The sequence below is a fragment of the Kitasatospora sp. NPDC093558 genome (assembly GCF_040683475.1).
Classification (GTDB): domain Bacteria; phylum Actinomycetota; class Actinomycetes; order Streptomycetales; family Streptomycetaceae; genus Kitasatospora.
The window spans coordinates 1-12151 of the sequence record NZ_JBFBDY010000179.1 but is presented as its reverse complement, the minus strand read 5'-3'; the positions used below and the strand labels follow the sequence as shown (position 1 = coordinate 12151).

At 72.1% G+C, this 12151-nt stretch carries 11 protein-coding genes and 3 tRNA genes; 3 read left to right on the top strand and 11 right to left on the bottom strand.

Annotated elements, in window-relative coordinates:
- Positions 1-33: 33 nt before the first annotated feature.
- The 3 genes from nusG to AB0O00_RS18585 form a co-directional block, all read right to left on the bottom strand.
- Positions 34-909 carry a transcription termination/antitermination protein NusG gene (gene nusG / locus AB0O00_RS18595; protein ID WP_363653052.1) on the bottom strand — a complete coding sequence of 292 codons (876 nt, stop codon included), beginning with the start codon at positions 907-909 and terminating at the stop codon, positions 34-36.
- A 210-nt stretch (positions 910-1119) separates the two neighbouring features.
- Positions 1120-1470 (bottom strand): preprotein translocase subunit SecE, encoded by a 351-nt coding sequence (secE, locus tag AB0O00_RS18590; RefSeq protein WP_363653050.1) that lies wholly within the window; start codon positions 1468-1470, stop codon positions 1120-1122.
- A gap of 150 nt (positions 1471-1620) precedes the next feature.
- A tRNA-Trp gene (locus tag AB0O00_RS18585) sits at positions 1621-1693 on the bottom strand.
- A gap of 284 nt (positions 1694-1977) precedes the next feature.
- Between AB0O00_RS18585 and AB0O00_RS18580 the strand changes: the two genes are divergently transcribed.
- A complete protein-coding gene (locus tag AB0O00_RS18580; protein ID WP_363653048.1) occupies positions 1978-3225 on the top strand; it encodes a pyridoxal phosphate-dependent aminotransferase in 1248 nt (415 codons plus the stop codon).
- Between the two features lie 138 nt (positions 3226-3363).
- Positions 3364-4425, top strand: coding sequence for an adenosine deaminase (locus tag AB0O00_RS18575; protein WP_363653047.1), 1062 nt, complete (start codon positions 3364-3366; stop codon positions 4423-4425).
- Here AB0O00_RS18575 and AB0O00_RS18570 read toward each other — a convergent pair.
- The 6 genes from AB0O00_RS18570 to AB0O00_RS18545 form a co-directional block, all read right to left on the bottom strand.
- Entirely contained in the window at positions 4422-5465 is a 1044-nt protein-coding gene (locus AB0O00_RS18570) for a UDP-N-acetylmuramate dehydrogenase (protein ID WP_363653045.1), read from the bottom strand. The genes AB0O00_RS18575 and AB0O00_RS18570 overlap by 4 nt on opposite strands.
- Positions 5466-5525: 60 nt before the next feature.
- Positions 5526-5948 carry a MaoC family dehydratase gene (locus tag AB0O00_RS18565; protein WP_363653043.1) on the bottom strand — a complete coding sequence of 141 codons (423 nt, stop codon included), beginning with the start codon at positions 5946-5948 and terminating at the stop codon, positions 5526-5528.
- A 5-nt stretch (positions 5949-5953) separates the two neighbouring features.
- Positions 5954-6412, bottom strand: a complete 459-nt coding sequence (locus AB0O00_RS18560; RefSeq protein ID WP_363653041.1) for a MaoC family dehydratase N-terminal domain-containing protein — start codon at positions 6410-6412, stop codon at positions 5954-5956.
- A 168-nt stretch (positions 6413-6580) separates the two neighbouring features.
- Positions 6581-6745, bottom strand: a complete 165-nt coding sequence (gene rpmG, locus AB0O00_RS18555; RefSeq protein ID WP_006604855.1) for a 50S ribosomal protein L33 — start codon at positions 6743-6745, stop codon at positions 6581-6583.
- A gap of 83 nt (positions 6746-6828) precedes the next feature.
- A tRNA-Met gene (locus tag AB0O00_RS18550) sits at positions 6829-6901 on the bottom strand.
- Positions 6902-6944: 43 nt separating this feature from the next.
- Positions 6945-7017, bottom strand: a tRNA-Thr gene (locus AB0O00_RS18545).
- 250 nt (positions 7018-7267) lie between these two features.
- On the opposite strand from AB0O00_RS18545, the gene AB0O00_RS18540 reads away from it, so the two are divergent.
- On the top strand, positions 7268-8539 hold the full coding sequence (locus AB0O00_RS18540) for a hydrolase (protein WP_363653039.1): 1272 nt from the start codon (positions 7268-7270) through the stop codon (positions 8537-8539).
- A gap of 258 nt (positions 8540-8797) precedes the next feature.
- On the opposite strand, the gene AB0O00_RS18535 is transcribed toward AB0O00_RS18540, so the two are convergent.
- Both AB0O00_RS18535 and AB0O00_RS18530 read right to left on the bottom strand, forming a co-directional pair.
- Positions 8798-9472 (bottom strand): response regulator, encoded by a 675-nt coding sequence (locus AB0O00_RS18535; RefSeq protein ID WP_363653038.1) that lies wholly within the window; start codon positions 9470-9472, stop codon positions 8798-8800.
- Between the two features lie 96 nt (positions 9473-9568).
- On the bottom strand, positions 9569-12109 hold the full coding sequence (locus AB0O00_RS18530) for a sensor histidine kinase KdpD (RefSeq protein ID WP_363653036.1): 2541 nt from the start codon (positions 12107-12109) through the stop codon (positions 9569-9571).
- Between the last annotated feature and the right edge of the window lie 42 nt (positions 12110-12151).

Below are 12151 nucleotides of genomic sequence, written 5' to 3'. Positions count from 1 at the left end.
GTCGGCCCCGCCCCGAATCCGAAGACCGTACGACTAGTTCTTCTGGATCTGGTCGAAGGACAGCTCGACCGGGGTCTCCCGGCCGAAGATCTCGACGAGGCCCTTGACCTTCTTCGAGTCGGGGTTGATCTCGTTGATGGTCGCCTGGAGGGTCGCGAACGGGCCGTCGGTGACGGTGACCGAGTCGCCGACCTCGAAGTCCAGGACCTGGATCTCGCTCGGCTTGACCGGCGAGGGCTTGCCGGCCTCCTTGGCCGCCTGGCGCTCGACGTCCGGGGCGAGCATCTTGACGACCTCGTCCAGCGTCAGCGGGTACGGGTCGTAGGCGTTGCCCACGAAGCCGGTGACGCCGGGGGTGTTGCGCACGACGCCCCAGGACTCGGGGGTGAGGTCCATGCGCACCAGGACGTAGCCGGGGAGCTTGTTCTGGCGGATGGTCTTGCGGTCGCCGTTCTTGATCTGGACGACCTCCTCCTGCGGCACCTCGGCCTGGAAGATGTACTCCTCGACGTTCAGCGAGACGGCGCGCTGCTCCAGGTTCTGCTTCACCCGGTTCTCGTAGCCGGCGTAGGTGTGGATCACGTACCACTCGCCGGGCATGAAGCGCAGGTCCTCGCGGAACTTGGCGACCGGGTCGACCTCGACGGCCTCTTCCTCGGCCTCCTCGACCTCGGCGGTCTCGTCGGCGGCGGGCTCCTCGACGGTCTCCACGTGCAGCGCGGCCTCCTCGGCGGGCTCGCCGGCCTCGGCCTCGTCGAACGCCTCGACCTCGTCCTCGTCGCCGTCGACGGCGTCCACGATCTGCTCGGCGGACTCGGTGTCGTCAGCCAGCTCGGCCGCGTCCAGCTCGGCGGCGACATCCGCCTCGCGGACGGTCTCGTCGGCGTCGTACAGGGGGGACTCAGACACGGTGGCTGCTTCTTTCCTGGAGATGGTGAAGGTGGCGCGCTCCGCTACGGCCGCCCGCGCGCCCCGCTCGCGCGGGCGCCAGGTGGATGTCCGGAGACTTCAACAGTACCGAGTCAACGGTAGCGGCCGTGTACGTGCGGCGCAGACGGCTCGACCCGGGCCGAAGGATCGGCCCGGGTCGGGAAGCTTTTTTGGGGGTGGACGGCTCGGTCAGCCGAACACCAGCAGGCTGAGCTTGGAGAAGCCGTAGTCCAGACCGGCCACCAGGGCCATCATGACCACGACGAAGGTGACCACGACCGTGGTGTAGCTGGTGAGCTCGCCGCGGGTGGGCCAGACGACCTTGCGCAGCTCGGCGATGATCTGGCGGTAGAACAGGCCGATCCTGGCGAACAGGCCCTTCTTCGCCCGCTTGCCGGACTTGTCGCCCGCACGCTTGGCGCGCTTGCGGTCGCGGCGCGAGAGCTCTTCGCCCTCGGCAGGCGTGGTCTCGGCAGCGCCGTCGGCACCCTCGGGGTTGCCGCTCTCAGGCGTTGCGGTGGAGCCCGTGGTCTCCGTCACTCGTCCTCACCTGAATCCGGGTCCTGCCGAGCATCACCTGCGCACCCGGTCGGGCACGTGCTAGCCGGCTAAAGCGGTGCTGATCGGTGCCCTCTCCGCATCAAGCCCGCTCGCTCTGTGGAGCGAACGGGCTGAATGCGGATCAAGCAGCAGGGCAAGAGGGACTTGAACCCCCAACCGCCGGTTTTGGAGACCGGTGCTCTACCAATTGAGCTATTGCCCTACGGGGCCTCGCGGCTCCGGTAGCGACCAACCTACCGCATCTCCCGCCGCTGTCTGCACATGCGGTGAAAGCTCCGGTTGTTTTCGGTGGCCGTCGAGCAGTGAGTGTACGTGGTCCCGGGGTGTTTGGTCGAACCTCTTCTCGCCGGAGCACCGGTTGCCCGGCTTATGTCCGGCATGCCCGCATGATCACCGTCCGATCATCGGCGGCCGCGATTCGGACGGGCCCGTACGGATGGTGAAACCGCGCTGCCCGGTCCGTCCGGGTTCTGCGACGATGCAGGCATGAGCGCTTCCACCCCGCAGCCCGACCCCACCATCCGCCCCGCCGACCGCCGGGTCTCCGCCCGGATCGGCGCGATCGCCGAGTCCGCGACCCTCGCCGTGGACGCCAAGGCCAAGGCCCTCAAGGCGGCCGGCCGTCCGGTGATCGGCTTCGGCGCCGGCGAGCCCGACTTCCCCACCCCGGACTACATCGTCGAGGCGGCCGTCGAGGCCTGCCGCGACCCGAAGAACCACCGCTACACCCCGGCCGGCGGCCTGCCGGAGCTGAAGGACGCGATCGTCGCGAAGACCCTGCGCGACTCGGGCTACGCGGTGGACGCCTCCCAGGTGCTCGTGACCAACGGCGGCAAGCAGGCGATCTACGAGGCGTTCGCGGCGATCCTCGACCCGGGCGACGAGGTCATCGTCCCGGCCCCGTACTGGACCACCTACCCGGAGTCGATCCAGCTCGCCGGCGGCGTCCCGGTGGAGGTCGTCTCGGACGAGACCACCGGCTACAAGGTGTCGGTCGAGCAGCTGGAGGCCGCCCGCACCGAGAACACCAAGGTGGTGCTCTTCGTCTCGCCGTCCAACCCGACCGGCGCGGTGTACACCCGGGACGAGGCCGAGGCGATCGGCCGCTGGGCGCTGGAGCACGGCCTGTGGGTGCTCACCGACGAGATCTACGAGCACCTCGTCTACGGTGACGCCACCTTCACCTCGCTGCCGGCCCTGCTGCCCGAGCTGGCCGACAAGTGCATCGTGGTCAACGGCGTCGCCAAGACCTACGCGATGACGGGCTGGCGGGTGGGCTGGGTGGTCGGCCCCAAGGACGTCATCAAGGCCGCGACCAACCTGCAGTCGCACGCCACCTCGAACGTCTCCAACGTCGCCCAGCGCGCCGCGATCGCCGCCGTCAGCGGCGACCTCTCCGCCGTGCACGAGATGCGCACCGCCTTCGACCGCCGCCGCCAGACCATCGTCAAGATGCTCAACGAGATCGACGGCGTCATCTGCCCCGAGCCCGAGGGCGCGTTCTACGCCTACCCGTCCGTCAAGGGCGTCCTGGGCAAGGAGATCCGCGGCAAGCGCCCGCAGACCTCCAGCGAGCTGGCGAGCCTGATCCTGGACGAGGCCGAGGTCGCCGCCGTCCCGGGCGAGGCCTTCGGCACCCCCGGCTACCTGCGCTTCTCCTACGCGCTCGGCGACGCCGACCTGGTCGAGGGCATCGGCCGGATCCAGAAGCTGCTCGGCGAGGCCCGCGCCTGACGTCCGGCTGACGTCCGCCTGGCGTCCGTCGTCAATCCGACATACCGGTTTCACCCGGGAACCGCCCTCCTTTCACCCCATCGGGGGATGAAGGGAGGGCGGTTCCCGTTCGGGGGCCCGATAGGGCAGTATCGGCAAATGGAACGCCTGTTGAATCCGCGAGACGTCAGGGGCCTCCCGAAGGCCCACCTGCACCTGCACTTCACCGGCTCGATGCGGCCCGCCACCCTGCTGGAGCTGGCCGACAAGCACGGCGTCCGGCTGCCGGAGGCGCTCAGCTCCGGCGAGCCGCCCAAGCTGCGGGCGACCGACGAACGCGGCTGGTTCCGCTTCCAGCGCCTCTACGACACCGCGCGCTCGGTGCTCCGCGACGAGGACGACATCCGCCGCCTCGTCCTGGAGACCGCGCAGGACGAGCAGCGGGACGGCTCCCGCTGGCTGGAGATCCAGGTCGACCCGACCTCGTACGCCCCCCGGCTCGGCGGGCTGATCCCCGCGCTGGAACTGATCCTCGACGCCGTCGAACAGGCCGCCGAGGCCACCGGCGTGCACATCCGGGTCCTGGTCGCGGCGAACCGGATGAAGTCCCCCATGGATGCCCGGACGCTGGCCCGGCTCGCCGTCCGCTATACCGACCGCGGTGTGGTCGGCTTCGGCCTCTCCAACGACGAGCGCCGCGGCCTCGCCCGGGACTTCGACCGGGCCTTCGCGATCGCCCGCAGGGGCGGGCTGCTGGCCGCCCCGCACGGCGGCGAGCTGGCCGGCCCGGAGTCCGTCCGGGACTGCCTGGACGACCTGGGCGCGGGCCGGATCGGCCACGGCGTGCGGGCGGCCGAAGACCCGCGGCTGATGGAGCGGCTGGCCGCCCGGCAGATCACCTGCGAGGTCTGCCCGTCGTCCAACGTCTCGCTCGGCGTCTACGAGCACCCGGAGGAGGTCCCGCTGCGCAAGCTCTTCGACGCCGGGGTGCCGCTGGCCCTCGGCGCGGACGACCCGCTGCTGTTCGGCAGCCGGCTGGCCGACCAGTACGAGCTCGCCCGCGACGTGCTGGGCTTCAGCGACGCCGAACTCGCCGAGCTGGCCCGCCAGTCCGTGCGCGGCTCGTGCGCGCCGGAGGCCGTCCGCAAGGAGCTCCTCGCGGACATCGACGCCTGGCTCGCCGACGGGCACGGCCCGGCGGGAGCCCAGGGCCTGTCCTAGAGCTGCACCCCGACCATCACCGGCTCGTTGACGAGCTCCACCCCGAAGGCCGCCCGCACGCCGTCCCGGATCTCCCGGGCGAGTGCGAGCAGGTCCTCGGCGGTGGCCGAGCCGCGGTTGGTCAGGGCCAGGGTGTGCTTGGTGGAGAGCGTGGCCGGGCCGCTGCCGTAGCCCTTGCCGAAGCCCGCCTTGTCGATCAGCCACGCGGCCGAGGTCTTGGTGCAGCCCTCCGGCGCCGGGTAGGCGGGGGCGTTCTCGGTGCCCGGGCGGGTGCGGAAGGACTCGTACTGCGCGGCCGTGAGCACCGGGTTGGTGAAGAAGGAGCCGGCCGACCAGGTGTCGTGGTCCGCCGGGTCCAGCACCATGCCCTTGCCGGCGCGCAGCATCAGCACGGCGTTCCAGGCGCTCCCCAGGCCGACCCGCTCGCCCTGCTCGACGCCGAAGTGCTTCGCGACCTCGGCGTACTTGACCGGGCTGGAGAGTCCGTCGTGGTCGGCGAGGCCGAAGCGCACCCGCAGCACGACGTAGCGGTCCGGCTCCGCCTTGAAGCGACTGTGCCGGTAGGAGAACACGCACTCGGCATTGCTCAGCGTGACGACCTCGCCCGCCGTGCGGTCGTACGCGACGACCTCGGTGATCGTCTGCGCGACCTCCTGGCCGTACGCGCCGACGTTCTGCACCGGCGTGGCGCCGGCCGAGCCGGGGATGCCGGCCAGGAACTCGATGCCGGCCAGCCCGTGCTCCAGCACCGCCGTGGTCACCGCGTCGGCCCACACCTCGCCGGCCGCCAGCTCCAGGACCGTCCCGTCCAGCGCGAAGCCGGTGGTGGCGATCCGCAGCACCGTGCCGGGGAAACCGGCGTCGCCGATCACCAGGTTCGAGCCGCCGCCGATCACCAGCAGCGGCTCGCCCGCCGCGTCGGCCTCGCGGACGGCGGCGACGACCTCGTCGTCGGTGTGCGCGGTGACCAGCCTGCGGGCCGGGCCGCCGAGCCGGAGCGTGGTCAGCGGGGCAAGGGGGGCGTCGTTTTCTACCAGCACGCCCCCCAGCGTACGGGTGGAAGGAGTGCCGCTCGGCACCCCTTCCACCCCGTAGCGCCGCTAGGCCAGGCGGACGACGGCCCGGGACATGCCGAGGACCTTCTGGCCGCCGAAGGTGGCGACCAGGTCGACCTGGACCTTGCGGTCGTCGAGGAGCTTGGCCACCTTGCCGGCAACCTCGATCACCGAGCCGACGCCGTCGTTCGGGACGGGCACCGGGCGGGTGAAGCGGACGCCGTACTCGACCACGGCCGCCGGGTCGCCGACCCAGTCGGTGACCACGCGGATCGCCTCGGCCATGGTGAACATGCCGTGGGCGATGACGTCGGGCAGGCCGACCTCCAGGGCGAACTTCTCGTTCCAGTGGATCGGGTTGAAGTCGCCGGAGGCGCCCGCGTACCGCACCAGGGTGTCGCGCGTCACGGGGAAGGACTGCGCCGGCAGCTCGGTGCCGACCTCGACCTCGTCGAAGCTGATCGCCATCGGGCTCACTCCCCCGTCTCGTCGGCGGCCCGGGCCACCAGGGTCATGACCGACGTCACCACGTGCTCGCCGGTCGCGTCCGTCACCTCGCCGCGGACGGTGAGCACGTCGTTGCCCGCGAGCGACTTGATGTTGTCGATGGTCACGTCGACCGACAGGCGGTCGCCGGCCCGCACCGGGCGGGTGTAGGCGAACTTCTGGTCGCCGTGCACCACCCGGGTGAAGTCCAGGCCCAGCTCCGGGTCCTCGACCACCTGGGCCGCGGCCCGGTAGGTGATCAGGAACGGGAAGGTCGGCGGCGCGATCACGTCGGGGTGGCCGAGCGCCTTGGCCGCCTCGGGGTCGGTGTAGGCCGGGTTGTGGTCACCGACGGCGACGGCGAACTCACGGATCTTCTCGCGACCGACCTCGTAGGGCTCGGTCGGCGGATAGGTCCGCCCGATGAAGGAGGGATCGAGCGCCATGGCAGCAGCTCCTCGAGGACGCGGTGGATACGAAGCGGTGGGTACGAAGGTGGGTACGGCGGCGTGTGCGAAGGTGGGTACGAAAAAACTCCGGGCCGCAACCCAGTGAGGGATGCGGCCCGGAGTCGTAGACCTGAATTCACACAGGCCCGGTGCCCTGCTTGAGGGTCAGCGGGTCTCGCGGTGCGCGGTGTGCGAGTTGCAGCGGGGGCAGTGCTTCTTCATCTCAAGACGGTCCGGGTCGTTACGCCGGTTCTTCTTGGTGATGTAGTTCCGCTCCTTGCACTCCACGCAGGCCAGCGTGATCTTCGGGCGGACGTCGGTGGCAGCCACGGGAGTGCCTTCCTTGGACAACGAATAAGAACACAACAAGAGTAGCCGACCGGGAGTGCGATCTCCCGACCGACTACGCGGGGTAGCGGTGACCGGACTTGAACCGGTGACACAGCGATTATGAGCCGCTTGCTCTACCAACTGAGCTACACCGCCACAGTGATCCGCAGCACAGCCGAAGCTGACTGCTTTTCACCAGAGCCCCCATGCGGAATCGAACCGCAGACCTTCTCCTTACCATGGAGACGCTCTACCGACTGAGCTATAGGGGCGAACGAGGAAGAGATTACACGTTCCGCGCCCAGAGGTGAAATCCGTATCCGGCCGCGAAGACCGCAGGTGGGCGCGGTGCACGGACGAGCGATCCAAGGCACCGCGTTCGAGCGGCCTGCGAGGCCCGCGGCCCGACCCGATACGACTATTGCCCGCCTCCCGGCGCCCCGCCCCCCGGCCCCATAGGCTCGACCCTCATTGATCGGGACGGCCTGCCACCCGACGGGCCAGCGCGAGAAGGAGCCGGCGATGGACAGCGCAGCCGCCGACGGGCCGCACCAGGGGCCCGGCCCGGCGGCGAACCCGCTCGGGCACGGCCCGGTCCTCCTGCTCACCGGCGCCCGGCTGGCCGACGGGCGGGTGGTGGACGTCCGGATCAGCGGCGACCGGATCCAGGCCGTCGGCACCGTCGGCAGCCTCGGCCCGCTGCCCGCCATGCCGGGCGCGCCCACCGTCACCACCGGCGCCCGGATCGACCTCAAGGGCTACCTGCTGCTGCCCGCCCCGGTCGAGGCGCACGCCCACTACGACGTCGCCTTCTCGGCCGCACTGCCCACCCCGCCGCCCGAGACGCCCGCCGACCTCACCCGGCGGATCACCGAGGCCGCGCTCACGTCGCTCGGCTACGGCGCCACCGCCCAGCGCACCCACGTCCGGATCGGCGACGTGCACGGGCTGGGCCGGCTGGAGGCGGTGCTCACCGCCCGGCAGGCGCTGCGCGGGCTGGCCGAGCTCCAGGCGGTGGCCATGCCCCGGCTGCTCACCGGCCGGGCCGGGGCGGACGGGCGGGCGCAGCTGCGCGACGCGCTCAAGCTGGGTGCCACGGCGGCCGGCGGCTGCCCGGAGCTGGACCCGGACCCGGCCGGGTACGTGCAGGTGCTGCTGGAGGCGGCGCGTGAGGCGGACTGCCCGGTGGACCTCCACACCAGCGCCGCCGATCCGGCCCAACTCGCCCGGCTGGTCAGTGCATTGGCCCCGCTGCAGCCGCGCGTGACGCTCGGCCCGTGCGGGTCGCTGGCCCGCGGCGCGGCGACGGTGCTGGCCACCGCCGGGGTGCGGGTGGTGTGCCTGCCGCAGAACGGCGGCTGCTCGGGGCTCGAAGGTCCGCCGACGGGCCTGCGGCCAGGCCTGCTCAGGGAGTTGACGGAGGCTCGGGTAGCGCTGTCGGCGGGCAGCGGCACGCTGCGGGACCAGGCGAACCCGGTCGGGCGGGCGGATCCGCTGGAGGCCGCGTACCTGCTGGCGGCGAGCGGGGCGCTGGGCCCGGACGAGGCGTACGACGCGGTGGCGAACCGGGCCCGGGCGGCGCTCGGGCTGCCGCCGGTGCGGGTGGACGCCGGGTTCCCGGCGGAGTTGCTCGCGGTGCGCGGGGACAGCCTGGCCGGGGCGCTCGCGGGCGGGCACAGCCGGCTGGTGGTGCACAGCGGGCGGGTGGTCAGCCGGACCAGCGCCGTACGGGAGTTCGCGGACACCGTGGCGCTGGCGCTGCCGCGGCAGTCGGGGAGCGCGGGCGGCGGCTGAGCCGCGCCCGGGACCTGAGCCGCACCCGGGACCGGAAAGGCGTAGGGGCGCGCGATGGACAGTCGCGCGCCCCTCCCCCACCTGCTGGCCGCCTTGCGGCGGCGGGAGCGGGTCCCGGCCTCCCCCACATTGGAGCCGGCGCCCCGCTCGGACAGCACTGACGCTACGCCCGCGAAGGACCCGTTCCGACCGGCCTTGACGCTCTCCTGTCGCTGAACGATCGCCTCTTGACGGGCCTTTGACGGCGCGGCCGTCCCGTCAGGGCTCGTAGCGGTAGCCGATGCCCGGTTCGGTGATCAGGTGCCGCGGCCGGGCCGGGTCCCGCTCCAGTTTGCGGCGCAGCCCGGCCAGGTAGACCCGCAGGTAGTTGCCGCGTTCCTCCTGGGCCGGGCCCCACACCTCGCGCAGGATCTGCCGTCCGGGCACGAGCCGGCCCGGGTTGGCGAGCAGCAGGGCGAGGATGCGCCACTCCGTCGGGGTGAGCCGCACCGGGCCGGACGGGCCGGTGACGGTGGTGGCGGCGAGGTCCACGGTGTGGTCGCCGATCATCGGCTGGAGCAGCGGGACACCGCCCAGGGGCCGACGCAGCACCGCGCGCAGCCGGGCCAGCAGCTCCTCCATCTGGAAGGGCTTGGTGAGGTAGTCGTCGGCTCCGGCGTCGAGGGCGTCCACCTTGTCGGTGGCGCCGGTGCGGCCGGAGAGCACGATGATCGGCATCGTGCTGTGGCTGCGCAGGCCGCGCAGGACGTCCATGCCGTCGAGGTCCGGCAGGCCGAGGTCGAGCAGGACGGCGTCCGGGCTGGTGTGGGCGGCACGGTCTAATGCCTCGCCGCCGCTGGCGGCCGTCCGGACGGCGTAGTGGCGGGCGCTGAGGTTGATCCTCAGGGTCCGCAGTAGAGCGGGTTCGTCGTCGACGATCAGGATCTCACTCATGCGGCCACCTCGCTTCGCTCGGCGGTCGCTTCGCGAAACACGCACCTCTTGATGATTCTCCCCCAGCCTCCGGCCGGGGGGACCCCCATGCTTCGCTCACTCATGTTCTGGCTCCTCCCGAGTGGCGGCTGCGGGCAGGGTGAGCAGCATCGTGGTGCCGCCGCCGGGGGTGTCCTCGACCTCCAGGCTGCCGCCCATGGCTTCGGCGAGGCCGCGCGAGAGGGCGAGGCCGAGGCCGACGCCGGTCGTGTTGTCGGTGTCGCCGAGGCGCTGGAACGGCAGGAACACCCGGTCGCGGTCCTCGGGGGCGATGCCGGGGCCGCGGTCGATCACGCGGACCTCGACCTGGTCGGCGTGGTGGCTGGCGGTCACCAGGACGGGCGCGCCGGGCGCGTTGTGGCGCAGCGCGTTGGTGATCACGTTGGCGAGGACGCGTTCCAGCAGCGGCGGGTCGGCCAGGACCGCGGGCGCAGTGTCCAGGTCGAGCGGCTGAACGGGCGCGTACGGGTCGGTGAGGCTGTCCAGCGCCCGGGGCAGGATCTCGTCGAGGTGGATCTCGGTGAGGTGCAGGGTGAGCGCGCCGGCCTGGAGGCGGCTCATGTCGAGCAGGTTGTCGACCAGGCGGGTGAGCTTGACCAGCGATTCGTCGGCGGTGGCGAGGAGTTCGGCCTGGTCCTCGGGCGAGAACTCGACGTCGGGGCTGCGCAGCGAGCCGACCGAGGCGAGCGCGGCGGCCAGCGGGGTGCGCAGGTCGTGGCTGACGGCGGCGAGCAGGGCGGTGCGCATCCGGTCGGCGGCCTTGATCGGCTCGACCTCGGCGGCGACGACGGCCAGCCGGTCGCGCTCCAGCGCGGCGGCGACGTGCGCGGCGAAGGCGGTGAGGACGCGCTGGTCGGCGGCGGGCAGCCGGCGGCCGGTGAGCACCAGGAGGGCGTCGGCGCCGACCTGCACCTCGGTGGTCTCCCCGCCCGGCTCGCCCGGGTGTTCCGCCTCGCAGTGGGCCAGCACCTCGCCGCCGCTGCGGGAGAGCAGGGCGACGGAGTCCATGCCGAAGGCCGTCCGGGACTTCTCCAGCAGCGCGGGCAGCGCGTCGGCGCCGCGCAGGACGCTGCCGGCCAGGGTGGAGAGCGTCTCCGCCTCGGCGGTGGCGCGCGCGGCCCGGCTGGTGAGCCGGCTGGCGTGGTCGACGACGGTGGAGACGGCGAGCGCGACGGCGGCGAAGACCACCAGCGCGACGATGTTGTTCGTCTCGGTGATGGTCAGCGTGTAGACGGGCGGGATGAAGAAGTAGTTGAGCAGCAGCGAGGCGATGACCGCGGCCAGCAGCGCGGAGGTGGCGCCGCCGAGCAGGGCGACGATGACCACGCCGAGCTGGAAGATCAGCGCGTCGGTGGTGAGGTTCACGCTGTGGTGCGCCTGGGACAGGATCCCGGTGAGGATCCACGGCACCACGAAGCCGGCGACGTAGCCCGCGATGGTGCGGCGCTTGGAGTGGCGTCGGCCGAGCGAGGGCAGCTTGCCGCGTCCGGTGAACTCGTGGGTGACCATGTGGACGTCGATGTCCTCGGACGCGTCCACGGTCGTCTCGCCGATGCCGGGACCGGTGAGGAAGCGGTTGATCCGGCCGCGGCGGCTGGTGCCGAGGACCAGCTGGGTGGCGTCGTGGGCGCGGGCGAAAGCCAGCAGCGCGGTGGGGATGTCGTCGCCGACGACGACGTGGTAGCTGCCGCCGAGGGTCTCGACGAGCTGCCGCTGCTGGGCGAGCGCGCCGGAGGAGGCGCCGGCCAGGCCGTCGCTCCTGGTCACATGGACGGCGAGCAGGTCGCCGCCGGCGGTGCGGTCGGCGATCCGGGCGGCGCGGCGGATGATCGTCTCGCCCTCGGGGCCGCCGGTGAGGGCGACCACGACGCGTTCGCGGGTCTCCCAGACGCGGTCGATGTTGTGGTCGGCCCGGTAGTCGCGCAGGCCCTCGTCGACCCGCCCGGCGACCCAGAGCAGGGCCAGTTCGCGCAGGGCGGTGAGGTTCCCGACCCGGAAGTAGTTGGAGAGCGCGGCGTCCACCTTCTCCGCCTTGTAGACGTTGCCGTGGGCCATGCGCCGGCGCAGCGCCTGCGGGGCCATGTCGACGAGTTCGATCTGGTCGGCCCGGCGGACCACTTCGTCGGGGACGGTCTCGCGCTGCGGGATGCCGGTGATCTTCCGGACGACGTCGTTCAGCGATTCGAGGTGCTGGACGTTGACGGTGCTGATGACGTCGATGCCGGCGGCGAGCAGCTCCTCGACGTCCTGCCAGCGCTTGGCGTTGCGCCCGCCGGGGATGTTGGTGTGCGCGAGCTCGTCGACCAGGACGACGGAGGGGCGGCGGGCGAGCACGCCGTCGAGGTCCATCTCCTCGAACTCGGCGTCCCGGTAGGTGCGTCGGACCCGCGGCAGGACTTCGAGGCCGGCCAGCATGCCCTCGGTGTGCCGGCGGCCGTGGCACTCGATGAACCCGACGACGACGTCGGCCCCGCGCTCCTGTCTGCGCCGCGCCTCGTCCAGCATCCGGTAGGTCTTGCCGACCCCGGGGGCGGAACCCAGGTACACCCGCAGCCGGCCGCTGCGGGTGCCGGTGCCGGGCGTGAGGTCGCGGGCCATGGGCGCTGCTCTTTCGTGTCCTGCGGGGCGGCCTGCCAGGGC